The organism is Mesorhizobium sp. B3-1-9, assembly GCF_006439595.1.
In the GTDB taxonomy this organism is placed as follows: domain Bacteria; phylum Pseudomonadota; class Alphaproteobacteria; order Rhizobiales; family Rhizobiaceae; genus Mesorhizobium.
In genome coordinates this window covers 75,055-97,671 of record NZ_VFTJ01000022.1, presented here as the reverse complement: position 1 = coordinate 97,671, position 22,617 = coordinate 75,055, and the positions used below count along the sequence as shown (strand labels likewise).

Annotated in this window: 26 protein-coding genes and 1 pseudogene; 16 read left to right on the top strand and 11 right to left on the bottom strand. The window is 64.2% G+C overall.

Translation table 11 applies throughout. The features are described 5' to 3' along the window. Positions 1–172 precede the first annotated feature (172 nt). From FJW07_RS27520 to FJW07_RS27510, 3 genes are all read left to right on the top strand, one after another. Entirely contained in the window at positions 173–511 is a 339-nt protein-coding gene (locus FJW07_RS27520) for a hypothetical protein (RefSeq protein ID WP_140859444.1), read from the top strand. A gap of 18 nt (positions 512–529) precedes the next feature. After that, positions 530–1,231, top strand: coding sequence for a phosphatase PAP2 family protein (locus FJW07_RS27515; RefSeq protein ID WP_140859443.1), 702 nt, complete (start codon positions 530–532; stop codon positions 1,229–1,231). A gap of 90 nt (positions 1,232–1,321) precedes the next feature. After that, complete coding sequence (locus tag FJW07_RS27510) at positions 1,322–1,591, top strand: helix-turn-helix transcriptional regulator (protein ID WP_140645899.1); 270 nt, start codon at positions 1,322–1,324, stop codon at positions 1,589–1,591. 70 nt (positions 1,592–1,661) lie between these two features. Here FJW07_RS27510 and FJW07_RS27505 read toward each other — a convergent pair whose 3' ends face one another. Further along, positions 1,662–2,588, bottom strand: a complete 927-nt coding sequence (locus FJW07_RS27505) for a DMT family transporter (protein ID WP_140859442.1) — start codon at positions 2,586–2,588, stop codon at positions 1,662–1,664. Between the two features lie 172 nt (positions 2,589–2,760). Continuing rightward, positions 2,761–3,612 carry an ATP/GTP-binding protein gene (locus FJW07_RS27500; protein WP_140859441.1) on the bottom strand — a complete coding sequence of 284 codons (852 nt, stop codon included), beginning with the start codon at positions 3,610–3,612 and terminating at the stop codon, positions 2,761–2,763. Positions 3,613–3,725: 113 nt separating this feature from the next. Here FJW07_RS27500 and FJW07_RS27495 point away from each other — a divergent pair, with 113 nt between their 5' ends. Further along, positions 3,726–4,511, top strand: a complete 786-nt coding sequence (locus tag FJW07_RS27495) for a helix-turn-helix transcriptional regulator (RefSeq protein WP_140859440.1) — start codon at positions 3,726–3,728, stop codon at positions 4,509–4,511. Between the two features lie 180 nt (positions 4,512–4,691). Here FJW07_RS27495 and FJW07_RS27490 read toward each other — a convergent pair whose 3' ends face one another. Both FJW07_RS27490 and FJW07_RS27485 read right to left on the bottom strand, forming a co-directional pair. Then, a complete protein-coding gene (locus FJW07_RS27490; protein ID WP_140859439.1) occupies positions 4,692–5,624 on the bottom strand; it encodes a CHAD domain-containing protein in 933 nt (310 codons plus the stop codon). Then, the gene (locus FJW07_RS27485) at positions 5,621–6,094 is read right to left on the bottom strand and encodes a CYTH domain-containing protein (RefSeq protein WP_140645904.1); all 474 of its coding nucleotides are present in this window, start codon (positions 6,092–6,094) and stop codon (positions 5,621–5,623) included. Before FJW07_RS27485 ends, FJW07_RS27490 begins: the two co-directional genes overlap by 4 nt. A gap of 90 nt (positions 6,095–6,184) precedes the next feature. On the opposite strand from FJW07_RS27485, the gene FJW07_RS27480 reads away from it, so the two are divergent. The 10 genes and pseudogenes from FJW07_RS27480 to FJW07_RS27440 all read left to right on the top strand — a co-directional run bounded on the left by FJW07_RS27480 (position 6,185) and on the right by FJW07_RS27440 (position 14,055). Next, positions 6,185–6,889, top strand: coding sequence for a DUF1956 domain-containing protein (locus tag FJW07_RS27480; protein WP_140645905.1), 705 nt, complete (start codon positions 6,185–6,187; stop codon positions 6,887–6,889). Further along, complete coding sequence (locus tag FJW07_RS27475; protein WP_140786238.1) at positions 6,886–7,839, top strand: HlyD family efflux transporter periplasmic adaptor subunit; 954 nt, start codon at positions 6,886–6,888, stop codon at positions 7,837–7,839. The genes FJW07_RS27480 and FJW07_RS27475 overlap by 4 nt, the downstream gene beginning before the upstream one ends. Further along, entirely contained in the window at positions 7,836–8,756 is a 921-nt protein-coding gene (locus FJW07_RS27470; RefSeq protein ID WP_140786239.1) for an ABC transporter ATP-binding protein, read from the top strand. The genes FJW07_RS27475 and FJW07_RS27470 overlap by 4 nt, the downstream gene beginning before the upstream one ends. Next, positions 8,753–9,889 (top strand): ABC transporter permease, encoded by a 1,137-nt coding sequence (locus FJW07_RS27465; RefSeq protein ID WP_140859438.1) that lies wholly within the window; start codon positions 8,753–8,755, stop codon positions 9,887–9,889. The genes FJW07_RS27470 and FJW07_RS27465 overlap by 4 nt, the downstream gene beginning before the upstream one ends. Before the next feature lie 300 nt (positions 9,890–10,189). Continuing rightward, complete coding sequence (locus FJW07_RS27460; protein WP_140859451.1) at positions 10,190–10,591, top strand: MarR family winged helix-turn-helix transcriptional regulator; 402 nt, start codon at positions 10,190–10,192, stop codon at positions 10,589–10,591. 70 nt (positions 10,592–10,661) lie between these two features. Next, a complete protein-coding gene (locus tag FJW07_RS27455; RefSeq protein WP_140859437.1) occupies positions 10,662–11,900 on the top strand; it encodes an MFS transporter in 1,239 nt (412 codons plus the stop codon). A 97-nt stretch (positions 11,901–11,997) separates the two neighbouring features. Beyond that, positions 11,998–12,102: pseudogene (locus tag FJW07_RS27450) on the top strand (IS21-like element helper ATPase IstB); the annotation flags it as partial. A 349-nt stretch (positions 12,103–12,451) separates the two neighbouring features. Continuing rightward, positions 12,452–12,598 carry a hypothetical protein gene (locus FJW07_RS31825; RefSeq protein WP_181182734.1) on the top strand — a complete coding sequence of 49 codons (147 nt, stop codon included), beginning with the start codon at positions 12,452–12,454 and terminating at the stop codon, positions 12,596–12,598. 146 nt (positions 12,599–12,744) lie between these two features. After that, entirely contained in the window at positions 12,745–13,113 is a 369-nt protein-coding gene (locus FJW07_RS27445) for a hypothetical protein (protein WP_140859436.1), read from the top strand. A 291-nt stretch (positions 13,114–13,404) separates the two neighbouring features. After that, on the top strand, positions 13,405–14,055 hold the full coding sequence (locus FJW07_RS27440) for an AraC family transcriptional regulator (RefSeq protein WP_140859435.1): 651 nt from the start codon (positions 13,405–13,407) through the stop codon (positions 14,053–14,055). A 222-nt stretch (positions 14,056–14,277) separates the two neighbouring features. On the opposite strand, the gene FJW07_RS27435 is transcribed toward FJW07_RS27440, so the two are convergent. The 4 genes from FJW07_RS27435 to FJW07_RS27415 all read right to left on the bottom strand — a co-directional run bounded on the left by FJW07_RS27435 (position 14,278) and on the right by FJW07_RS27415 (position 18,005). After that, on the bottom strand, positions 14,278–15,195 hold the full coding sequence (locus FJW07_RS27435) for an NADP-dependent oxidoreductase (RefSeq protein ID WP_140859450.1): 918 nt from the start codon (positions 15,193–15,195) through the stop codon (positions 14,278–14,280). 59 nt (positions 15,196–15,254) lie between these two features. After that, entirely contained in the window at positions 15,255–16,655 is a 1,401-nt protein-coding gene (locus tag FJW07_RS27430; protein ID WP_140859434.1) for a mercuric reductase, read from the bottom strand. A gap of 389 nt (positions 16,656–17,044) precedes the next feature. Then, on the bottom strand, positions 17,045–17,359 hold the full coding sequence (locus tag FJW07_RS27420) for a hypothetical protein (RefSeq protein WP_140645914.1): 315 nt from the start codon (positions 17,357–17,359) through the stop codon (positions 17,045–17,047). Positions 17,360–17,453: 94 nt separating this feature from the next. Next, entirely contained in the window at positions 17,454–18,005 is a 552-nt protein-coding gene (locus FJW07_RS27415; RefSeq protein ID WP_140859432.1) for a peroxidase-related enzyme, read from the bottom strand. Between the two features lie 95 nt (positions 18,006–18,100). Here FJW07_RS27415 and FJW07_RS27410 point away from each other — a divergent pair, with 95 nt between their 5' ends. Then, positions 18,101–18,931, top strand: coding sequence for an AraC family transcriptional regulator (locus FJW07_RS27410; RefSeq protein WP_140859431.1), 831 nt, complete (start codon positions 18,101–18,103; stop codon positions 18,929–18,931). 201 nt (positions 18,932–19,132) lie between these two features. Here FJW07_RS27410 and FJW07_RS27405 read toward each other — a convergent pair whose 3' ends face one another. Continuing rightward, positions 19,133–19,879, bottom strand: coding sequence for a glucose 1-dehydrogenase (locus FJW07_RS27405; protein ID WP_140658177.1), 747 nt, complete (start codon positions 19,877–19,879; stop codon positions 19,133–19,135). A 110-nt stretch (positions 19,880–19,989) separates the two neighbouring features. On the opposite strand from FJW07_RS27405, the gene FJW07_RS27400 reads away from it, so the two are divergent. Then, on the top strand, positions 19,990–20,877 hold the full coding sequence (locus tag FJW07_RS27400; protein WP_140859430.1) for a LysR family transcriptional regulator: 888 nt from the start codon (positions 19,990–19,992) through the stop codon (positions 20,875–20,877). 15 nt (positions 20,878–20,892) lie between these two features. On the opposite strand, the gene FJW07_RS27395 is transcribed toward FJW07_RS27400, so the two are convergent. Next, positions 20,893–21,870: a threonine/serine dehydratase gene (locus tag FJW07_RS27395; RefSeq protein ID WP_140859429.1), complete on the bottom strand. Its 978-nt coding sequence runs from the start codon at positions 21,868–21,870 to the stop codon at positions 20,893–20,895. Positions 21,871–22,175: 305 nt separating this feature from the next. After that, positions 22,176–22,499 carry a hypothetical protein gene (locus tag FJW07_RS27390; protein ID WP_140645920.1) on the bottom strand — a complete coding sequence of 108 codons (324 nt, stop codon included), beginning with the start codon at positions 22,497–22,499 and terminating at the stop codon, positions 22,176–22,178. Between the last annotated feature and the right edge of the window lie 118 nt (positions 22,500–22,617).

Here is a 22,617-nt window from a genome sequence, read left to right as displayed (position 1 = left end):
TGATTGGTGAAGTCGTCGATGTCGGCCCCTTTCAACCCGTATAGTGACGGGAAGAAGGGGCTTGCCACGGCCTTCGCCCTATCCTCCACCACGCAGCTTGACGGTTTCGCCCGCTTCGGAAACAAAGGCTGCGGCCGGCGTGGCGACGGCGCTTCAAGAAGGGGACGACAAGGTGAGTTTCTGGGGACTGGCGCAGCTCGGCATTTCGACGGTGATGTTCCTGCTGGCGGCGATGGCGGCCAAGCAATGGGGGATGGCGCCGAGCCTGGCCAAGCTTCTTTTGACCCTGGCGCTCTACACGGCCGGCAATCTGATCATGCTGCGGCTGGTGCGGGAGTTCGGCATGTCGGTGTCGTTCAGCCTGTCGGCGGTCATCCAGCTCGTCTCGGTCAATGCCGTGGCGCTCGCCTTCTTCGGCGAACGGCTAAACGCCTTGCAAGCGACCGGCATGGTGCTGGCGGTCGCCGCCGTCGCGCTGATCACGCTCGGGCCCTATATGCAACGGCTGTAGCTGGACCCAAGGGCCCGAATGAAATCGACCGCCAACGCGCTGCTCAACAAGTTGGAATTCCCGGTGCTGCTGGCCGGGCTGGCGATCGCCGGCGGTCTATGGGGCCTGGTGGAGCTCATCGAGGTGGCGCGCGCCACCACGCCACATGCCTTCGATACGGAAATCCTGCTTGCCTTCCGCCATGCCGGGCAGCCGGACAGTCCGATCGGTCCACCCTGGCTCGAAGGCGCGGTGCGCGATGTCACCGCGCTGGGCAGCACCGCTGTGCTGGCGCTGATCACGACGGCGACGATCGTCTATCTGCTCTTGATCCGCAGACCCCTGACAGCGCTGTTCATGTTCGCGGCCGTGGCGGGCGGGCAAGTGCTTTCCAGCCTGCTCAAATTCGAGGTCGACCGGCCGCGCCCCGATCTCGTCTCGCATCTCGTCACCGAGACTTCGCTCTCGTTCCCCAGCGGCCACGCGATGCTGTCGGCGGTGACCTATCTGACCCTCGGCTCGCTGGCGGCCCGCTTCCTGCCTGACCGCAGGACGAAGGTCTTCGTGCTTGGCCTTGCCGTGCTCACCACGGTGCTGATCGGCGCCAGCCGCGTCTATCTTGGCGTGCACTGGCCGTCCGACGTGCTTGCCGGCTGGTGCGCGGGCTTCGCATGGGCCATGCTGTGCTGGCTTGCGGCGCGCCTGCTGCAGCGACGCAAAGTAGTGGCCGACAGCGACTGATCGATGGATGAAGCATATAAAATGATGCTTGAGACATTGTAATATCTACAATATACATCTCCTGCAGCTTCAAAAGACGGGTTCAGGCCGATGATCACTGCCGCACAGATGCGCGCCGCGCGGGCGTTGACCGGCATCGACCAGAAGACGCTCGCCGAGCGCGCCGGCGTCTCGCTGCCGACGATCCAGCGCATGGAAGCGAGCGACGGCGTCGTCCGGGGCGTGGTCGACACGCTGATGAAGGTCATCCAGGCGCTCGACGAGGTCGGCGTGGAGCTGATCGGCGAGAACCAGGCCAGCGAGCGCGGCGGCAGGGGCGTGCGCCTCAAGACTACCGCGGCGCAGAACCCGCAGGGCTGAGCCGCCACCGCGGCGGTGCGGAAGAATCGGCGCCGTTGCGGCCGGATTTACCGCCCAATGCCGCGCTCTCTCACATCGCCGCTTCGATCGGCTCGGCAAGCTTCGGATTGGCGCGCGCGGCGATCAGGCAGCCGGCGACGATGAGGCATGCTCCTGTCAGCGTGGTCCAGGACACCTTCTCGCCGAAGAAGAACCAGCCAAGCGCGATCGCCCAGATGAAGGCCGAGTATTCGGTCGGAATCAGATATTGCGCCTCGGCACGGGCGTAGGACCAGCTCATCAAAAATTGCCCGGCGAGCGACAGCAGCGCCACCGCGCCCAAGGGAAGCCAGAGATCGCTCGGCAGCGCAACCGCGAGCCAAGGTGCTGCGAGACCGAGGATGATCGCGACGAAGAGGTTCTGGAACAGCATGATCTCGACCGGCCTGGCCAGCAGCGCCTGTTGCCTCGAGAGGATCAGATTGTAGGCGTAGAACACCGTCGATGCGAGCACCGCGGCCGTGCCAAGCAGGGCATCCTGCGAATGGCTTGCCGCACCGAACTGGCCGGCCAATATGATCGCGACGCCCGCCATGCCGGCCAGCGACGCCCAGATTGCCTGCCGCCTTATGCGTTCGCCCAGCAACAATGCCGCAAGCAAAAGCGCAAACAGCGGCGCGACGAAGCTGAGCCCGATCGCCTCGGCGAGCGGCAGCCTCGCCAGACCCCAGAAGAACAAGACCAGGACGATGCCGACAATCGCGGCGCGCAGCGCATGCAGGCCCAGCACCGGAAGGCTCGGCTTCGAGCGCGACCCCGCCGACCAGGCGGCGCCCGCGACCAACGTGGCAACCAGGCTGCGCCACAGCAGCGTGTTATAGACGCCGACCGCGAGGGCCAGGGACTTCATTGCCGCATCCATGCCGGAGAGCAGGAAGATCGCCAGCGCGCATATGAGCACGGGGATCATCGGCGAAACGGCGCCGGTCAGGCTGGATGTCTTCACGGCTTCGCTCATGTGACGGATGGGAGCCGATAGTACGGAGCAAGCGGCGAAACCAGATGGCAGCCGCCACCGACATGACGGTCCAATCCCGATCGGCGAGGCGAAAAACTCGCCTCGCCGCTGCAGTGCCGAGATGCGAAACGCTGTCCCGCCGGCGTTGCAATGCCTCTCCGCCGCGACGTGCTCAATCCAGTGACAGCGCCACGACCTCGCCTTCGCCCATCAGCGGCACGAAGATCTTTTTGCCGTCGGTGCCGATGTCGGCGCTGCCGGGCTTGAAGTGCGCCACCGCTTCCGGCGCGCCGCCGGGCTTGTAGCTGTAAAGCGTGCCGGTCATGTAGGCGGTGGCGTAGATGGTTTCGCCAATAGCGATGACACCGTCGAGGTCGGCGAATTCTTGAGCGCCCGCCAGCGGCGTGACCTTCTTCGTGGCGAGGTCGACCGACAGCAGGCCGCCCGGCTCGGCGGTGCTGAAGTCGGTCTTGTTGATGCCCTTGCCCCAGGACGCGACGATCAGCCTGCCGCCATCGGCGAACACGCCATTGGGCGAGGCCAGCAGCGCGTCCTTGACGAACAGCTCCGGCCTGTCGCCGTCGATGCGGTAGACCGTGTCGGCCAGCATGTCGCTGACATAGACCTTGCCGGCGCTGTCCTGCGTCATGTCGTTGAGAAACACGGCGCCCGGCACATCGATGGTCTCGACCAGTCTGCCGCTGGCGAGGTCGACGACGTGCACCTTGGTGATGTCGGCGGCGTAGAGCCTGCCACTGGCGATCGCCATGCCCTTGGGCGCGTCCATGCCGTCCACCCAGTGGCGGGCGATGACCTTGCCGTCCATCGACAGAAGCGACAAGTAGCCATTGCCGTCCGCGTCGCCGGGATTGCCGGCGATGTTGGAGACGACGATACGGTTGTGGGCGGCATCGACAAGCGCGGATTCCGGCTGCTCGAAGCCGGTGGCGCGCCAGAGTTCGCCGGCCTGCGCGACAGACACGGCGATCGTTGCGACGATGGTTGAGGCGATGAGACGTTTCATGGGTGCTCTCCTGTACTGACGACGGAGAGCTAGGATTTTCGATACTTTCCTGGAAGCCGGAACAAGACTAGTATCGTTCTTCGATACCAAATCGGATGAAGGAGGCGCATTCCATGAACGGTCCGATCTTCGAGGCGCTGAAACGGACGCTGAAGGCCAAGGGCCTGACCTACCGGACGTTGGCCGAACGCATGGGCGTTTCCGAGCCGACGGTGAAGCGCATCTTCCATGAGCGGAACTGCAAGCTCGACCGGCTGATGGAGATCTGCGCCGCGGCCGATGTCGAGCTGGAGAACGTGCTCGGCGCGATGAACCGGGGACCGGGCCCGGCCAACCGCGTCGGGCCGGAGATCGAGCGCCGCCTGGCGGCGCGGCCGGCGCTGCTCTTCGTCTTCATCATGCTGTCGGAGAAATTCACGGCCGAAGGCATCATGCTCTCGCAAGGCCTGAGCGAAGCTTCGATGTTCCTCTACCTGCGCGACCTCGAGGAGCTCGGGCTGGTGGCGCTGGGGCGCGGCCTGTCGGCAAGGCTGCTCGTCGACACGCCGATCCAGTGGGATTTCGAGGGACCGCTGAAGCCGCATTTCGAGATGACCAACAAGAATTTTGTCGGCTGGGCGCTCGGCCACATGGAGCAGGGCGCGACCTTCATCAGCTTTTCCAGGCGCATGCGGCCGCAAACGGCGGAGATGCTGCGGCGCGAGGCCGAGGAGCTCGCCGAGCGCGCCAAGCTGCTTGCCCATCACGACCAGCACACCACGCCGGAGGACCAGCTCACCGGCTACAAATGGACCTTTGCTTTCGGCGCGACGCCGTTTCCCGCGATCATGCCGATCGGGCCGCATCCGAGGGACGCGGGCGCGCGGGCGGAGAAGGAGAAACGGGCGCTGCCGGCGTAGCTCTGCCCCTCTCCACTTGTGAAGGTGTCGCCGAAGGCGACGGATGAGGGGTGTTCCAGGCAGTGAGACGTTGGCGATTGCGGCTTTAGACGAGCGCGTTGGCCAAGCTGGAGCACCCTTCATCCGTCTCGGCGCTACGCGCCGATCCACCTTCTCCCGCAAGGGGAGAAGGAAAGGGCGTCACGCCGCTTTCGCTTCTTCCTGCGGTCCGGCGAGATCGTCGCGCGCCTTGCGGGCGAGTTTTTTGGCCGAGCGTTTCGGGCTGTCGCCGAACAGGTCGGCGGCATCGGCGAGGCAGGCCTTGGTCAGGCTCTTTTCGGAGCGCTTCAGCAGCTTGCGCAGCAGCTTCGTGTCGTCGGCGGAGCCGAGCGGCTCGCCTTCGGCGGCGAGCAGGGCGCGCATGACGAAGACGTCGTGCAATTCGCCGAGCTGCTCGCCGAACCTGTCGACCGCCTTGCGGCGCGCCTTGATCGGCGTCGGCCACAGGCGGCCGAGCAGCGACAGATGCATGGAATGCGTCTTGACCGCCTTGCGCAGGTCGTGAAAGTCCTCGTCCTCGCCACGCGACTCCGCCTTGTCCAACGCCTTCTTCGCCCGCCGCAAGGTGGCGCGGGCGCCGTCGGCGAGGATGTCGGCGGCCTGTTCCGGCTGGTCGGGCAGGGCCAGCCTGTCGATGCGCTCCAAGCCCTCCCGGCATGCGGCTATCGCCGCATTGATGGCGGCGTCGAGGCCGGGACCGGCATGGAGCTCATGCTGGCGCAGCACCAGCCGCTCGCGCACGGGATCGAGACCGCCGCCGGCGGATTGTTCCGGAAAGGCATCGGCCAGGCGATCGATGGTTTCGATCAAGGCGGTTGCCTCGCGCGGCCCGGCCAGCAGCGCCGATACCTGCTTATAGCATTCGTTCTCGGTCTGGCAGAACGGTTCGTCCCCGGAACGAACCAAGCGCAGCAAGGCGCGCACGCTCTTCAGCCGCTTGCGGCATTTGTGCAGTCCCTGCTCCGGCTTCTCGCGCGCCATCTCGAGATGGGCGATTGCCTTGCCGATCTCGTCGGCCAATATGCGCCTGACCTCGCCGGTCAGCGGCAAGCGCGGATCGATGCGGAAGCTCATGCGGCGATCTCCGGAATCCCCCCGAGGGCCAGCGACGCGTTGTAGAATTTCGACTCGCCGGTGACCTCGCGACCGAGCCAGTCGGGCAGCATTTCGTCAGATACGTCCTCCGGCGTCTCCAGCTCCGCGATCACCAACCCCGCGAGCTTTCCGCCGAAAACATCGACTTCATAGAGATAGCCGCGGTGTCTAACATGGTGGCGTGTCTTCTCGATGACACGCCCCAGCGCGAACGCCATCAGCTCCTCGGCCTCGGCAAGCGGGATCGAATATTCGAACTCATCGCGCTCACGCGCCCTGTCGCCGAACTTCAGCGTCAGCCTGGCGGAGCGCCCGTCGCTGATGCGCACGCGCACCGTGCGGCCGGGCTGGGCGGCGACATAGAACTGGCGAATGCGGATTTCCGCCTCGACCCTGTCGCGCCAGGCCGGACCGGAGACCAGGAATTTGCGCTCGACTTCCTTGCCCATGGCCGGGCACTAAAGCCTGTGAGGGTCGAGAAGGCAAGCCGACTCGGAGTCAAACTTGACTTTAATCAATCGAATGATTAAAGTCTGAATATGAACAAGCAGCCAAGCATAAAAAGGCAGCCGCGCGAGGCCACCACCGCCGAGCAGACGCGCACTGCGCTGGTGCACGCGGCGCTCAAGCTGTTCGGGCGGCAAGGTTTCGACGGCACCTCGACGCGCGAGATCGCGGCCGAGGCCAAGGCCAATATCGGCTCGATCGCCTATCATTTCGGCGGCAAGGAAGGCCTGCGCGCCGCCGCCGCCGATTTTATCGTCGACACCATCCAGGGGATCGCCGGCCAGGCGCTGGGCGGCGATCAGGCCGCCGCGCCGCCGGAACCGGAAGCCGCCCGCGCCCAGCTTTTCGCAGCGCTCGAGCGGATGGTGGGCTTCGTCGTGGCCAGTCCGCAGGCCGGCGAGATCGTACAATTCGTACTTCGCGAGCTCTCGCATCCGACCGCCGCGCTCGACCGCATCTATGCAGGCGTGTTCGAGCCGACGCACCGGCGGCTGTGCCAGATCTGGGAACAGGCGACCGGCGAGCCGGCCGAGAGCGAGGCGACCAAGCTCACCGTCTTCACCATGATCGGCCAGGTCATCTATTTCCGCATCGGCCGCGAGGCGGTGATGCGCCGGATGGGCTGGCGCGGGATCGGCAATGAAGAGGCCGCCAAGGTGGTGGCAGTCACGACCGACAACCTCAGGGCGATGCTGGCGGCACGCGATGCGCGCGCCGGCAAGAAGGGCAAATCATGAGCTTTCTCTGTTCGCTGCCGCTCGCGGCCCAATTGTTCGGCGCCTGCGCGCCGGCGGCGCCCTTGGCCGTCGGCTATGTCGAAGGCGAATATGTGCTGATGGCGCCGATCGAAGTGGCCCAGGTGGCGACGGTGACGGTCAGGCGCGGCGACCGCGTCGAGAGCGGCACGCCGGTGGCGACGCTCGAGGACGCCGACGCCAAGATCGAGGTCGCGCAAGCGCAGGCGGCGTTGGCGCAGGCGCAGGCCCAGCTTGCCGACCTGCAGGTCGGCAAGCGCCCCGAGGAAATCGCGGTGCTCAAGGCCGAGGTCGACATGGCAAAAGCCCAGGCCGCCGACGCCAAGCGCAAATACGACCGGGCGAGCGATCTCTACAAACGCGGCACCGGCACCCAGGCCGACTACGACACCGCCTCGGCTTCGCTGGAGACCGCCACGGCCCAGGTCGGCCAAGCGGAAGCCAATCTCGCCGTCGGCAACCTGCCGGCGCGGGCCGAGACCATCAAGGCCGCCGACAACCAGGTCAAGCAGGCGCAGTCGACCCTGGAGCAGGCCGAGTGGCGGCTGTCGAAGCGGGTGCTGACGGCACCCTCGCCCGGGCGCGTCAACGACGTCATCCGCAATCCCGGCGACACCGCCGGGCCAACCGCGCCGGTGATCTCGGTGCTGCCGGACGGCGCCGTGAAGCTCAGCGTCTATGTGCCGGAAAGCGCCTTCTCGTCGGTCAAGGTCGGCACCGAGCTCAATGTCCATTGCGACGGCTGCGGGACGGGGCTGAAGGCACGTGTCAGCTATGTCTCGCCCGATCCGGAGTTCACGCCGCCGGTGATCTATTCGCTCGAGAACCGGCAGAAGCTGGTCTATCTGGTCGAAGCGCGGCCGGACGGCAATGCCGGGCCCTTGCAGCCCGGCCAGATCGTCGATGTCGATCTCGCGGATCTCGGGCAATGAACGCAATCGACGTTCGCGGCCTGGTCAAGCGCTTCGGCGACAAGACCGTCGTCGACCATGTGACGATGACGGTCGCCGAAGGCGAGATCGTCGGTTTCCTCGGGCCGAACGGCTCGGGCAAGACGACGACCATCCGCATCATGTGCGGGCTGCTCACGCCGGACGAGGGCGACGGCACGGTGCTGGGCTTCGACATCCGCAGCGACGCGCTCAAGATCAAGCGCGAAGTCGGCTACATGACGCAGAAGTTCTCGTTCTACGAGGATTTGACGATCGGCGAGAACCTCGAATTCGTTGCGCGGCTCTACCGGCTGAGGCCGGTGGAGGAATATGTCGCGCGCACGCTTCAGGAGCTCGGCCTGACGAGCCGTCGCGACCAGCTGGCCGGCACGCTTTCCGGCGGCTGGAAGCAGCGGCTGGCCTTGGCCGCCTGCATCATGCACAAGCCGAAGCTGCTCCTGCTCGACGAGCCGACCGCCGGCGTCGACCCGAAGGCGCGGCGCGAGTTCTGGGACGAGATCCATCGGCTGGCCGGCGGCGGGCTGACCGTGCTCGTCTCCACCCACTATATGGACGAGGCCGAACGCTGCCACCGCATCAGCTACATCTCCTACGGCAAGATGCTCGCCACCGGCACGGTGGACGAGGTGGTGAAGAATGCCGGGCTGACCACCTTCGTGCTGCAGGGACCGCGGCTCGACCAGGTGGCCGAGGCACTGCAGGGCCGGCCCGGCGTCGACCAGGTGGCGCCGTTCGGCGCGACGCTGCATGTCGTCGGTTCCGACAAGGCGGCGCTCGAAAAGGCGCTCGCCGATGTCGAGAAGGAGCATAAGGGCGTCACGGTGAAACCCGGCGAGACAAGCCTCGAGGATGTGTTCATCCAGTTCATGTCCGGCTCGAAGGACAACATGGCATGAACGCGGTCTTCTCCTTCGCCAGGCTGGGCGCGCTGCTGATCAAGGAATTCATCCAGATGCGGCGCGACCGCATCACCTTCGCCATGATGCTGGGCGTGCCGCTGATCCAGCTGGTGCTGTTCGGCTATGCGATCAACAACGACCCGAAGAGCCTGCCGGCAGCTCTTGTGGCGACCAGCAGCGATCCCTATACGCGCGCCATGGTCTCGGCGCTGCAGACGACGGGCTACTACCGCTTCGACCATGTCGCGCAAAGCGCGGACGAGGCCGAATTCCTGATGTCGCGCGGCGATGTCTCCTTCGTCGTCACCATTCCCGCCGATTTCGCCCGACGGGTGGAGCGCGGCGACAATCCGCAGATCCTGATCGAGGCCGACGCCACCGATCCGGCGGTGGCCAGTGGCGCGATCTCGACGCTGGGCACCGTGGCCGGCCAGGCGCTGCTCAGGGCGCAAGGCACGCAGGAGACCGCCAAGGAGGCGGCGCGCGGCCAGCTCGATGTCGTCGTGCACCGGCGCTACAATCCCGAGGGCATCTCGCAATACAACATCGTGCCCGGCCTGCTCGGCGTCATCCTGCAGATGACGATGGTGATGATGACCTCGATCGCGCTGACGCGCGAGACCGAGCGCGGCACGATGGAAAACCTTCTGGCCATGCCGTCGAGCCCGCTGGAAATCATGCTGGGCAAGGTGCTGCCCTATCTGGTGGTGGGCGCGGTGCAAGTGGTGGTGGTGCTGGCCGCGGCGAAGCTTCTGTTTGCCATCCCCTTCACCGGCTCGCTTTCTCTGTTGTTGTCAGCGGTGCTGGTGTTCGTGCTGTCGCTGGTGCTGCTCGGCTATTCGATCTCCACCATCGCCCGCACGCAGATGCAGGCGCTGCAGCTCACCTTCTTCTTCTTCCTGCCCTCGATCATGCTGTCGGGCTTCATGTTCCCCTATCGCGGCATGCCCGGCTGGGCGCAGATCTTCGGCGAAATCTTCCCGCTGACACATTTTCTGCGCATCACCCGCGCGGTCATGCTGAAGGGGGCGCAACTGCCGGCGGTGGCGACCGAGATCGGCTGGCTGGTGGTGTTCGTGGCGCTGTTTGCCGGCGTGGCGCTGGTGCGCTTCCGGCGCACCCTGGATTAGGGGCGGAGGACAATGTGGGGCGAGCGGGAGTGGGTCGAGACGGTCCTTTGTTGTGGTCAGAACCGGACATCGATGAACGGCATGTTCTAAGCCGGATCAGGCCCCGAGCCAGGCAATGGCTGCTTTGCGCCGCATGTCGGACATTGAGCCGGCTTTGACGATATCCTAGAAGCGGATGTTCAGTTAACCGGCGAAGCCGGCGCGTTTGTGCCCCATACTGTCATTCAGTCAGCCGCTCGGCCGTCGAGCTTCGAGCCCGGATGGCTTGAATGCGCCGAAGTATCGGTATATACCCTCATGATGAGAGAGACGCACTGCTACCGGGTCCTTCTAAATCGTGCTTCCCGAAAAGTGTCGGCGCTTTACGACGAAGCGCTCGCACCTTTGGGGGTGAGCATCGCGCAATTCAATCTGATTCGGGTGATCATCTCGATGGAGCCCGTTTCCGTCACGGATTTGGCTACCTTTGTTGAGCTTGAGCGGTCAACGGTGGGTCGGAACGGGCGCGTCCTTGAGCGCTTGGGGCTGGTGAAGATGTCTCATGGCTCGGACCAGCGTGAGGCGCTGTTCTCGCTAACGGAAAAAGGACACGAGGTGCTCAAGCGAGGGTTGCCGCTGTGGGACAGTGTGCAGCATGGCATAGAGAAAAACCTCGGAGCCGACAAAGCGAGGCAACTTCAACGCCTTCTGGCAAGCCTCTAAATTTTGCTAGATGTGGGTATATACCCGAATAATGCGTGCTCCCTTGAAGACCGGTAGCAGGAGTAGTGAAATGCCGTCATTGGAAGTAGAGCGCGGGCTAACGAGCACAGCGAGGTCGCACCTCTCGGGGGGGATTATCCTCACGCTTGCCTTTGGGTGCGGACTGCTGGTTGCCAATCTCTACTTCGGGCAACCGCTTGCGGCTCCGATCAGCGCCTCTACGGGCTTGCCGCCATCTCTGGCCGGCGTGCCCGTCACCCTGACCCAAGTGGGCTACGCCATAGCGCTCCTTCTGTTGGCACCGTTGGGCGACATTTGCGAAACGCGAGCAGTCGTCGTTCCGATCGTCTTGATTGGGCTGTTAGCCCTCGTCGCTGCTGCCTTGAGCTCGTCGCCAGGACCATTCTTGGTAGCCTCCCTTGGGATCGGCATCTGTCCTGTCGGCGGCCAAATTCTGCTTCCCTATGCCGCTCGCTTGGCGCCGGAGCATGAGCGGGGCCACGTCGTCGGCAAGGTCATGAGCGGCCTGCTTCTCGGCATCATGCTGTCACGGCCGATGGGCAGCTTCGTGGCAAGCGTCGCGGGATGGCGGGCCATCTACTGGCTCATCGCTGCGGGGGAAGCGGTCCTGGCGGTGCTCCTGTTGAAGGTGTTACCCTCTCTTCGACCGCAGACATCCCTCAGCTACACGGCGTTGCTGCGCTCTCTTTTGCCGATCTGGCGCAACCATGCGGAACTGCGCTACCGGGCGGTTATCCACGCGGGTCTTTTGGCCGCCTTCATTCTATTTTGGACGGCTGCCCCCCTTCACCTCGCAAGAGATTTCGGCCTGGGCCAGCAGGCTATCGGCTTGTTCGCGTTGGCTGGCGTTTCGGGCGCGTGTGTGGCTCCCTTCGTCGGGCGCATTGCAGACGCGGGACATCGCCAGCCGCGCATTGCCCAGGCTGCGCAGCTCGTTGCGCTCACCACAGCCGTCATTCCTTTCATCATATCGTTTTTTGGTCACCGCATATGGGCTGTGGGATTGTTGGCTTGCGCGGGCATCGTTCTGGACGCAGCCGTGACCGCAAATATGATCCTTTCGCAGCGCGCCATCTTTTCACTCGGGGACGACATTCGGACGAGAGTGAACGCCCTCTACATGGCGTCTATCTTTCTCGCCGGCGCCTGCGGCTCCGCCCTCGGTGGTTGGGGTATCGCCACGGGCGGATGGCCGCTCGCGGCTGCTTTCGGGGTTGCTTTGACCGGCGGTAGCCTGCTCTTCGCCTTGCTATCGGGGGTTCCGCGCTCAAACCCTCGAAATTTTTGATCCAAAGGGTTGAGTGATATGTTGGCGAAAATGCTCTGTTTGTCTGCCTTTCCAGAAGTCGTTGAACGGATCGAAGGGGAGCTAGGTGTGGTGCACGGTTGCCTATCACCTCAGCCGCAAGAACTTCATCGTACTCGATGAACCGGGCTATCTGCCCTTCGTCCAATCCGGCGGACAGCTGCTCTTCCACCTGGTCAGGCGATCTGCCGCCGCCTGATCGAACCGAAGCGGATCGCAAGTTTGCTTTGGATAGGCACCCCGAGCGCGACCGAAGCCATGACGGCGCTTTCATGCGAATGAGTAAGTCGCGAAAGCCACGGACTTGAGCAGTCTTCACAACGCGTAGCGGGGGAAACCGGAATGAATATCCGAGCTCACCCCAGTCAACAGTGCGCGCCAGTGCCCACCCAAGTGCGTCATCGGCTCACGACCTCCGGCAGCGAGTGATCTAGGCTTCAACCAGGTGGGATGGAGCGACCAGGTTCGAGACCGGGCCGGCCAGGCCGGGGCCGATACTGGACCGTGCTAACGACGTACCTCGGAGAACGGAAATGAGAGCGGACGACCTCGAAAGAAGCTTGGTTACCTGCCTCGCTGACACGCTCAACGCACACGATCTGATGCGCGCGAGGAGCTATTTGGCGGATGATTTTCATTTTGTTAGCGTGTTCGGCCCGCCAATCGACGGCGCCGCGTGACGGTCAATCTCGGCGTGGCGGTCACTGTGAACGCCGATAAGGTCAGACTGGTGACCGCCTATGTTCCACCGAAGAGAAAGACGCTTTGATGACATAGGCGGAAGCGCCTATATGCTTAGCGGAATGCATAGGAGGTGCGGCCCGCCGTGATCGTCGCTCAGATGATAAACGACTTCGTCACGGTGCAATATCCGGGAGCCATTTGCGATAGGTGCATTGCCGAAGCCCTGCATCTCAGCTCTCATGCGCATGCCGCCCAGACCACCGAGGCGTTGGGGACCACTTCGGATTTCACCCGACAGCGCAACTCGATGCGCGGATTTGGTTGCAGACCAATCGAACGAAAAAACCGCCGCTCGCTTGAGTTGACTAACACCCTTCGGTGGTTGTTTTCATCTGGCCCGGGGCTGCTGATTTCGCGCTGGTATCTTGCTGGCCCGGAGCCGCCTGTTTTGCACTGCCGGTCTGTTGGCCAGGTGCGCAATCCTTTGCCGAATTGGAATTGGTGCCGCTAGTGGTGGTGGAGTCGGTGCCTTGAGCGCTGGGCATTGTCGTCGTGTTTGAAGAAGATCCACTCGTGGTAGTGCTGTTGGTCTGGGCCAAGCCCAGCCCCGTGGACATGGCCATTATCGCTGATGCTAAAAGTATCTGCCTCATTGTTCTCATCTCCTGGAAACTGCAACGTCCCTTCTGTTGCATAACATCGAGACAAGCGGGCGGTTCCAGATCCGCAAGTACCTGGGGACTGTCAATGCCGATTTTTCAGGAATTGCGCTTCGCGGAGCAAAGCGGTCCAGTCCGTCCCAATCATTGGCCAGATCTCGGAGGCGTCGCCGGAAGCGCCGTATCTGGCGGCGAACCTCTATCTCGATCCGGCTGTCATTTCGGCATTGCTGATCGAAATGTCCGATATGCGGGAGCCCCCACTCGATACCGGCTTCCGCATCAGCAAAGCAGATCCCGAGTTGCTCGACGTATGGAGGCGCCTGATCGGGTTACTGGACCGACCGGATGAGGTTCCTGTTATGGCGCATCATTTCGAACATGAACTGATGTTTCGCCTGCTCCAGGGTCCACAAGGCGCATTGCTGCGCCAGATCGCGGGAACCGACTCCCGGCTCTCAAATGTTCGCCGCGCAATGAGGTGGATCCGCGAGCATTTCGCCGAGCACCTGAGCATCGAAGTCATGGCCACCATCGCGGGCATGAGCGTTTCGGTTTTCCATCGCCACTTCAAGGCGGTGACCAGCCTGGCCCCGTTGCAATACCAGAAGCACGTTCGTCTGACTGAAGCCCGCCGGCGACTTGTGTCCGAGCACGACGCGGCGGCTACGGTCGGTTTTTCTGTGGGCTATGAGAGCGCATCGCAGTTCAGCCGCGAATACAAACGCCTATTCGGCGCTTCTCCCCGGCGTGACGCGGACATGGTTCAGACGATCGTCGACCCCGGACCTTAATGGCTGCTTAGGGCCTTGGGGCGCCAGAAGCCGACATTCTCTTGCCGGCCCCAAAGCGGGTCCAACCGCGCGACAACTTGAAAGCCCCTCGCCGCCGCTGGATTAGGGGCGGAGGACAATGCGGGGCGAGCGGGAGTGGGTCGAGACGGTCCTTGTTGTGGCCAGAACCGGACATCGATGAACGGCACGTTCTATCCACGAGAAGGGCAGAACCGTTCGTCCTCACGGACGAACGCGGATGATCGTCTTTCCCTTGCGCCGCTCGGTGGGGTTGAAGGCGGCGATGGCATCGTCGAGGGTCGAGACGTTGCCGATGTTCGTCCGCAGACGTCCGTCCCGCACCCGCTGGACGATCTCGCTCAGCTGGGCACGATCGGACTCGACAACGAAGTCGACCGCCAGGCCGTTAGCGGGCCGCGCCTCTACCGGCCCGACGACGGACACCAGTGTTCCCCCGGCCCGGACCATGCCTGCGGACCGTTTGCCGATGTCGCCGCCGATGACGTCGAACACCAGATCGATTTTGCCGGCATCTTCCAGGGTGTCGTTGTCGAGGTCGATGAACTCCGTCGCGCCGAAGTCGAGCGCCGCCTGACGGTCGGCGGCGCGGCCGGTGCCGATGACGTAGGCGCCGGCCTCTCGCGCGAGTTGCGTCACCATCGACCCGACGGCGCCGGCTGCGCCATGCGCAAGCACGCTCTGCCCGGGCCGGAGGCGGCCGTGCTCGAACAGCCCCTGCCAGGCGGTCAGGCCCGAGATCGGGAGGCTCGCGCCCACCGTGAAGTCGACGTCGCCCGGCAGCGGTGCGAGGTTGCGCGCCTCGATGGCGATATACTGCGCCAAGGTGCCGTCGCGATACCAGTCGGCGAGGCCGAACACCCGCTGTCCCACCGACAGCCCCGTCGTGCCGTAGCCGAGAGCGGTGACCACACCGGCCAACTCGTGCCCGGGGATCGACGGTGTTCGGTCACGGTCGCGGCGATCGGTCCAGGTCGAAGGCCACGCCAGCTCGGTCGGGACGAATCCCGACGCATGAACCTGAACGACGACGTCGTTTATCGCTGCCTGCGGCTCAGGCCGCTCCACCAGCGTCATCCCGGCCGTTCCCGCGGCCTGGTCCGTCACCACGATTGCCTTCATGATAATTTCCTCCTCGGTCATTTGTCTCTCCGGTGGCTCCCCGGGATGAAGCTTCCAACCTATTGTCCGGACCTCGGCGGCAGGTTCGCCAGCAGGGGCCCAAGTCCCTCCGCGATCGTCAAATGCGTGATGACGGCGTCGCGCAGCTTCGGATAAGGCAGGTTCGCCAGCATCGCCGTCTGAACCGCCGCCAGGACCTCGCCTGCCTCGGAGCCGATCATGGTGAAGCCGAGGATACGGTCGTCATCGCCGGCCACGACCACCTTCATAAAACCCTGCTTTTCGTCCGTCGCTTCGGTGCGCAGCACGGCGCTCATCGGCAGCTTGGCGACGCGCACGATGACGCCCTGGCGCTGCGCTTCGCCCTCGCTCAAGCCGACGCGGGCGAGCGGCGGATCGGTGAACATCGTATAGGGCACCAGCCGGTCGCGCGTCGTGCGATGGCCGCCGGCCAGATTGTCCCGGATGATGCGGAAATCGTCGACCGAGACATGCGTGAATTGCGGACTGCCGGCGCATTCGCCGAGCGCCCAGACATCGGGCGCGACGGTCTCCAGCCGTTCATTGACGCGGATAAAGCCACGGCTGTCCAGCGCGACGCCGGCCTCTTCGAGGCCGATACCGGCGGTGTTTGGGACGCGCCCGACGGCAGCGAGCAGATGGCTGCCCTCGATCGTCCGCTCGCCCGAAGCCGTGCGTATGGTCACGCTGACCTGTTCGCCGGAGCGGCCATGCACGCCAAGCGGCTCGGTGCCGACAAAGAACTCGATGCCTTCGTCCTCGAGAAGTTTCCGCATCTCGTCGGCGACGTCGCGGTCCTCCCGGCCGATAAGCTGAGGCCCGGCTTCGATCACCGTCACCCGGCTGCCGAAGCGGCGATAGGCCTGCGCCAGTTCCAGGCCGACATAGCCGCCGCCGAGCACGATGAGATGCGGCGGCAGGATGTCGAGCTCGAGGGCGCTGATATGGGTGAGCGGCTGGGCTTGCTCGAGACCGGGAATACCGGGGATCGCCGCATGCGTGCCGACATTGATGACGACCTTGTCGCCGGTGAGCACCCGCGTGCCGCCGTCGTTCAGCGCAACTTCGATCGTCTTATGTCCAACGAAGCGGCCGCTGCCCATGATCAGCTCCGCGCCGCTGCTCTTATAGGCATCGAGGTGGAAGGCGATCTCGCGATCGACCATCTCCTGCTTGCGCCGGCGGACCTTCGCCATGTCGGTCGAGACGGGACCGGTCGACGTGCCGAACTGGCCGGCGTTTTGGGACAGGTAGGCGACCCGCGCGCTCCACACCTCATTCTTGCTGGGCATGCAGGCCACCGCAGGACAGGAGCCGCCGACCCATCGGCGCTCGACGACCGCGACGCGCTGGCCGGATCGGCCCAGATGCCAGGCAAGCGCCTTGCCGCCCTGGCCGCTGCCGAGGATCAGAAAATCAAAATGTTCTGGTTGGGGCATGAGGTTTCTCCGCTATAGTTATGGAAATTGACACTGGACATATCGCGGCCGACGGATCTGGCCGCCTGCTTGCCGCAACACTTCGATGCCGAACCCGCTCCCGGGCAAGCGGCTAGTGCTGCCCGCCCGAGGCGGCGTCGGCATGGGATGAGTGGACGAGGGCGATACGGGTCATGTGAAAGGTCCTTATCTTGAGTGTGCAACCACTGCACCACAGTGGCCGATCCGAAGTGAAGGCGAGCAATTTGAGCCTGGCCGGTGCGATGCAGGCAAACAGCGGCACCTGCCGCAGGACACCGACTTCATCCCTTGAGAGGCATCTCCATACACCGCTGTTTTGTCTCAGGCCGAAGCAACCGATTGCGGGCGGGACGTCGGCCGCCACCGATTCAAGCTGCGCCGCCATTCTTTGATCCTCGGCCGGCACAATCCCCAGGCTGGCTCAAGCGCGGACCGGATCTCACTTTCGCCCAGTAGTACCAGACTTCGAGACCCTGGAAGCCGAGCACGAACGGAACAACGATGAATACACCGCTGACGAGGCGGTCGACGACAACCTGCAGCCAACAGGGCAGGACGAAGATTGCAATCCCGTGGCGTTCCGGATGGCGGAGCCCAACGAGGAACGGCATGGCAATCAGGCTCAGCGCGACGAGGTAGTCGAGCAAGGCCTGAGCGGTGTTGGTGACGAAACGAATATTCATGACACGCTGCCATTGAGGAGGCCTGCACAGGCCGTGGACCGTGTGATTGCTGATGAGCGCGGCGCCCAAGGATCGAGCGCCACGCCCTTCGGGATCAGGCGGCAGGTCGCAGCGCGACATCGACCTTGGGAAAGTCGATATCGGTCAGCGCCACGTTGTTGGTGTAGTTGGTCAGCACGTTGATCGCGACGTTCGCGATCACCTCGATGATGCGGGCGTCGTCAAGACCAGCCGAACGCACGGCGGCAACTTCGGCGTCCGTGACCTGCCCGCGCTTCTCAAGCACGCGGCGCGCGAACGATGCGATGACGGCGTCGATGGCGGTTTCCGCCTTGCCCTCGCGGGCCCTGCGGATGCCTTCCGGCGACAGGCCGGCGCCCTTGCCCATCAGCGTGTGCGCCGAGAGGCAGTACTCGCACTCGTTCGCCTGCCCAATGGCGAGCGCAACGATCTCCCGCTGCTTGGCGGTCAGTACGCCTTTGCCGAGCGCATCGGAGAAGGCAAGATAGCCGTTGAGCGCCGCGGGCGATCGCGCAAAAGTCGAGAACAGGTTCGGCACCATGCCGATCTTGGTCTTGACGGCCGACAACGTGGCCTTGACGCCGGGATCGGCATGGGCAGTTTCGATGGGAGCGATACGGGGCATGTGAGGGGTCCTTTTCTGTAACATGCGGGCTTGCACTGCCCTATATGCCGGATTAAAGGTGATGGTTGGTGCCAAATACATTGCCGATCGTCCCAATGGATCCCTTCGCTGCCCTGTTCGACCACGTCACGCCGAGAGCCCGGACCTTCTTCACCGGTAACCTTTGTGAGACGAGGCACTTCACCGATGAAGGCCACTTGCACCTTCTCAAGGGAGGCGTGCTCACGCTCGCCCGGGCCGGCCAGGTCGACCTTCAGCTTGATGAGCCATCCCTCCTGTTTTTTCCCCGTGGCCGCGTCCACAGTTTCACGGTTGATCCGGACCGCGGCGCCGATCTCGTTTGCGCGACCGTCGAGCTCGGCGGCGCCGAGGGCAACCCGATCGGACAGGGCCTGCCCGAACTCGTGGTCCTGCCGCTCGCGTCGCATCCCGCGCTGGCGCCGGTCTGCGATCTGCTGATCGGCGAAGCATTCTCCGAACTGAGTGGCCGCCAGGTGGCGCTCGACCAGCTGTTGGACTACCTCCTGATCCTGATCGTGCGACACGTCACCGACAGCGGCCGGGTAGCGACCGGCGTGCTCGCCGGACTCGGCGATCCGCGCCTTGCCAGGGTGCTGACGGCAATGCACGATGCGCCCGGGAAGCCATGGACCCTGGAAGATCTCGCCGGGATCGCCGGCATGTCACGCACGCGGTTCGCCGAGCATTTCCGGACACGGATCGGCCAGACGCCTATCGACTATCTGACGGTCTGGCGCATGACGGTCGCACGTCAGCTTCTTGCCAGGGGTAAGCCGGTCAAGAGCGTGGCCTTGCAGGTCGGCTACCAGAGCGGCGCCGCTTTCTCTCGCGTGTTCAGCCGGGTGACGGGACGGTCGCCGCGCAGTTCGAATGGTCTCAGGACCGCGGATGTTCACTCCAGCTGACAAGCCGGCATCGTTTGTCGGGATGGGCACGTCCGCTGTCGTGAGGGCTTCGGATGCCGACCCTTCTGCAAGAGGTGCCGGCGATGAGCGTTCTCCGCTGCATTCCGGAACAACAATGAAGATGTCGAGGCAGGCGGACGTGCCCATTCCATTGCCGCAACACTTTGCAAGATCGATGCCGAGTTCACTGCGGACGAACGGCTAACGCTGGCCGCCGGAGGCAGTGATGCGCTCACCCGTCAGCCAGGCTGACTGGTCGGAAGCCAGAAAGACGGCGACGCGCGCGATGTCGTCGGGCTGCCCCACCCGGCCCATCGGCAAAGTCGCTCCGATGTTCTTGGCGGTTTCGTCATCGATGCCCACGACTGCGAGGCCTTCGGTTTCCGTCATGCCTGGTGCGATCGCGTTGACGCGGATCCTGCGGGTGGCCAACTCGTTGGCGAGTGCCCTGGTGATCGTGTCCACGGCGCTCTTGGAGGCTGAATAGACGACGGAGTTCGGCACCGGATTGGTGCTCGAAATGGTGCTGAGATTGATGACGCTGCCGCCGTGGCCGTCAAAGGCCCTTGCCGCTTCCTGTGTCGTCAGGATCGTGCTCAGCACGTTGGTGTTGAACTGACGATGGAACTCGGCTTCCGTCACGTCCTCCAGCGGCCCGAAGCGGTACACGCCGGCATTGTTGACGAGGATGCTGGGCGTCCCGAACGTCGCCTTGGTCTCGGCAAAGAGCCGCTTCACGTCGGCGCTGTTGCTGACATCCGCCTGGACCGCCACGGCCTTGCCACCTTCGCGCAGGATGTCTGCGACCACCCGGTCCGCATCCTCCTTGCTCGAAGCGTAATTGACCATCACGGCGGCGCCCGCCTTGGCAAACCGACGCGCTATCGCCGCGCCGATGCCCTTTGACGCGCCGGTCACGATCGCTACCTTGTCCTTCAGCTCGTTCATGATCTTTCTCCTTCGCTCATCGCCGCCACGCGGCGTGTTGCTGAGGAGGTAAATCATGCGTCGTGTGACCGGTAGCGCCGCCGGGTTCATATGATATATACGTCTCTGGTATGAATGACCGATTTCAGCAACTGGCGATCTTTGTCCGCACCGTCGAGACGGGCAGTTTTTCCAAGGTGGCCAGGGAGTTCGGGCTGTCGCAACCTTCCGTCTCGCGGACAGTGGCCGCGCTTGAGGACCGGCTGGGCGTCAAGCTGCTTACCCGGACCACTCGCCAACTCTCGCTTACCGACGCGGGCGAGGCTCTGTTGTCTCGCGCCCGAGAAGCGCTTGCCGGGGTCGAAGAGGCGGAAAACGCCGCCCGCAGCGCCGACAGGCTGTCCGGCACACTGCGCGTGGCGCTGTCGCAAGGTTTCGGAGCGCGGCAGATAGTGCCGCGGCTGCTTGCCTTCCTCGACAACCATCCCTTGCTGAAGATCGATCTCATGATGTCCGACCGTTACGAGAACCTCATCGCGGAGGGCGCCGACATGGCGCTTCGCCTTGGCGAACAGCCGGATTCCAGCTTCGTGGCGCGCAAGCTCGCCACCGCCCGGCGCCTATTCGTCGCCTCGCCCACCTACCTCGCCCGGTGCGGTATTCCGAAGACCCTCGCCGAGCTCAGCCGGCATCATCTCATCAGCGGGCCCAGCGACATGAACGAGCAGAACTGGAACGCGCATCGGGACGGCATCGCCGAGATCCAACCCGTCAATCCCCGCGTGCGGACCCGTTCGACCGTAGGCGTCCTCGCTTGCGCGAGCGCGGGCCTCGGCATCGCAATCGCCTCGACATGGATGTGCGCGGAGGAGCTTGTCTCCGGTGCACTGGTGGAGGTCCTGGCAGGCTACCGTCTCGACCCTGTAGCGGCTTACGTCGTGTTCCCGGCTGGACGGCGCCCTTCGCAAAAGGCGCGCGCCTTCAGCGACTATCTCGAACAGGCGCTGGCGAGCGGATGATCGCGGCGCGACGCTTTATGCGGCGGCCATGATCCCGGCATAGGTGATGAGATCGACATTGCCGCCGGAGAGCACGACGGCAACGCATTTGCCGGCGAGGTCGATCTCGCCGGAGGAGAGCGCGGCAAACGCGACGCAGCCGCCGGGCTCGACCACCAGCTTGAGATGGGCCATGGCGTCGCGCATCGCCTGTCTGACCGCGTCTTCGGAGACGGCAATGCCGCCGGCGAGATTCCGGCGGTTGATCTCGAAGGTGATGGCGCCGGGCTCGGCGGTCAGCAGCGCATCGCAGATCGAGCTATGGCCGGGATCGTTCGCGACCCGCTCGCCCTTGGCCAGCGAGCGGCGCGTGTCGTCGAAATGCTCGGGCTCGACCGCCCAGACGGCGGTTCGCGGCGAAGCGTCCTTGACCGCGACCGAGATACCGCTCGACAGGCCGCCGCCGCCGCAAGGCACGACGACGGCGTCGAGCGCTGCGCCGAGCGCTTTCGCCTGCTTCATCAGCTCCAGGCCGATCGTGCCCTGGCCGGCAATGATGGCCGGATCGTCAAAGGGCGGCACCAGCACCATGCCCTTCTCGATATAGGGGCGGACAACGGCCATGCGGTCATCCTTGAAGCGGTCGAACGGCACCACCTCGGCGCCCAGCTTGCGGACATTGCCGATCTTCATGGCCGGCGCATCGGCCGGCATGGCGATGACAGCCTTGACGCCGAACATGGCGGCGGAGGCCGCCACCCCTTGCGCATGGTTGCCGGAAGAGAAGGCCACGACACCGCGGCCGCGCTCCTCCTCGCTCAGGCTCGACAGCTTGTTGTAGGCGCCGCGGAACTTGAAGGAGCCGGTGCGCTGCAGCGTCTCGGGCTTGAACAGGATGCGGGCGCCATAGCGCTTGTTGAGCTCGGGCGACTCGATCAGCGGCGTTTCGACGGTCAAGCCGGAAAGCCGCGCCGCGGCGGCGCGGATGTCGGAGATGCCGGGGAGGGTGGTCATGGAGGGCCTCGCAGGATGAGTCCCGCCATGGTGCACGGAAATCATCCCGGCGCGCCAACGAAAAAATGTGACGGAGACAAGGTTGGTTTGGCAGTTTTGGAAGTTGGCGTTCCTTCGCGCCCCCCTCTGGCCTGCCGGCCATCTCCTCCACAAGGGGAGATCAGACGTCACGCCGGCTTTCGCCAATCTCCTAGGTCGCAAGAATGGGCGGGGCGCCGAAACAGCTAATCTTTCCCCTCGGGGGAGATGGGCGGCAAGCCAGAGGGGGCGCTGTCCCGCCGACATTTCGCCCTGTCGGCGACCGCTCATCCCAGCAGCGTCTTTGTCCTTTTGCTGCCGCCGAGCTTGCGCCAGGAGTTGAAGCGGTGGGTGGCGGCGGCGAAGGATATCTTCATCTGCTGGGAAACCGTGTAGCGCGACTTGCCTTCGTCGAACATGCGGTAGCAGCACTCGGCACCTTCCTCGGTCAGCTTGCCATCCGGCGTCTTGTTGTGCGGGTTGGCCGGGTCGAATTTTTCGAGCTGTTCTTCGACGAGGCCCTTCAGGCGCTGCAGGTCGGCCTCGATGCTGGCGATAAGATCGAGAACCGGTTTGGCATCGAATGTGTGCGGGGGCTTTTTGTTCGTCATGCCGGGGATTCCTTCAATTTTGGTGGTTGCAAGCTATATAGGCGAACATTCGGCAATAATGAAGAGTTGGGTCGGGTTCCGCTGGATCACCCATTCGCGTCCGCGGCCCGTGCCGTTC

Bases quoted from the DNA above. Each gene is read 5' to 3' on its own strand.
- FJW07_RS27405 (WP_140658177.1), bottom strand. From the start codon at position 19,879: ATGAACGAGCTGAAGGACAAGGTAGCGATCGTGACCGGCGCGTCAAAG.
- FJW07_RS27510 (WP_140645899.1), top strand. From the start codon at position 1,322: ATGATCACTGCCGCACAGATGCGCGCCGCGCGGGCGTTGACCGGCATC.
- FJW07_RS27490 (WP_140859439.1), bottom strand. From the start codon at position 5,624: ATGAGCTTCCGCATCGATCCGCGCTTGCCGCTGACCGGCGAGGTCAGG.
- FJW07_RS27470 (WP_140786239.1), top strand. From the start codon at position 7,836: ATGAACGCAATCGACGTTCGCGGCCTGGTCAAGCGCTTCGGCGACAAG.
- FJW07_RS27480 (WP_140645905.1), top strand. From the start codon at position 6,185: ATGAACAAGCAGCCAAGCATAAAAAGGCAGCCGCGCGAGGCCACCACC.
- FJW07_RS27435 (WP_140859450.1), bottom strand. From the start codon at position 15,195: ATGAAGGCAATCGTGGTGACGGACCAGGCCGCGGGAACGGCCGGGATG.
- FJW07_RS27390 (WP_140645920.1), bottom strand. From the start codon at position 22,499: ATGACGAACAAAAAGCCCCCGCACACATTCGATGCCAAACCGGTTCTC.
- FJW07_RS27455 (WP_140859437.1), top strand. From the start codon at position 10,662: ATGCCGTCATTGGAAGTAGAGCGCGGGCTAACGAGCACAGCGAGGTCG.
- FJW07_RS27400 (WP_140859430.1), top strand. From the start codon at position 19,990: ATGAATGACCGATTTCAGCAACTGGCGATCTTTGTCCGCACCGTCGAG.
- FJW07_RS27420 (WP_140645914.1), bottom strand. From the start codon at position 17,359: ATGAATATTCGTTTCGTCACCAACACCGCTCAGGCCTTGCTCGACTAC.
- FJW07_RS27485 (WP_140645904.1), bottom strand. From the start codon at position 6,094: ATGGGCAAGGAAGTCGAGCGCAAATTCCTGGTCTCCGGTCCGGCCTGG.
- FJW07_RS27430 (WP_140859434.1), bottom strand. From the start codon at position 16,655: ATGCCCCAACCAGAACATTTTGATTTTCTGATCCTCGGCAGCGGCCAG.
- FJW07_RS27505 (WP_140859442.1), bottom strand. From the start codon at position 2,588: ATGAGCGAAGCCGTGAAGACATCCAGCCTGACCGGCGCCGTTTCGCCG.
- FJW07_RS27395 (WP_140859429.1), bottom strand. From the start codon at position 21,870: ATGACCACCCTCCCCGGCATCTCCGACATCCGCGCCGCCGCGGCGCGG.
- FJW07_RS27500 (WP_140859441.1), bottom strand. From the start codon at position 3,612: ATGAAACGTCTCATCGCCTCAACCATCGTCGCAACGATCGCCGTGTCT.
- FJW07_RS27515 (WP_140859443.1), top strand. From the start codon at position 530: ATGAAATCGACCGCCAACGCGCTGCTCAACAAGTTGGAATTCCCGGTG.
- FJW07_RS27475 (WP_140786238.1), top strand. From the start codon at position 6,886: ATGAGCTTTCTCTGTTCGCTGCCGCTCGCGGCCCAATTGTTCGGCGCC.
- FJW07_RS27460 (WP_140859451.1), top strand. From the start codon at position 10,190: ATGAGAGAGACGCACTGCTACCGGGTCCTTCTAAATCGTGCTTCCCGA.
- FJW07_RS27410 (WP_140859431.1), top strand. From the start codon at position 18,101: ATGGATCCCTTCGCTGCCCTGTTCGACCACGTCACGCCGAGAGCCCGG.
- FJW07_RS27415 (WP_140859432.1), bottom strand. From the start codon at position 18,005: ATGCCCCGTATCGCTCCCATCGAAACTGCCCATGCCGATCCCGGCGTC.
- FJW07_RS31825 (WP_181182734.1), top strand. From the start codon at position 12,452: ATGAGAGCGGACGACCTCGAAAGAAGCTTGGTTACCTGCCTCGCTGAC.
- FJW07_RS27495 (WP_140859440.1), top strand. From the start codon at position 3,726: ATGAACGGTCCGATCTTCGAGGCGCTGAAACGGACGCTGAAGGCCAAG.
- FJW07_RS27465 (WP_140859438.1), top strand. From the start codon at position 8,753: ATGAACGCGGTCTTCTCCTTCGCCAGGCTGGGCGCGCTGCTGATCAAG.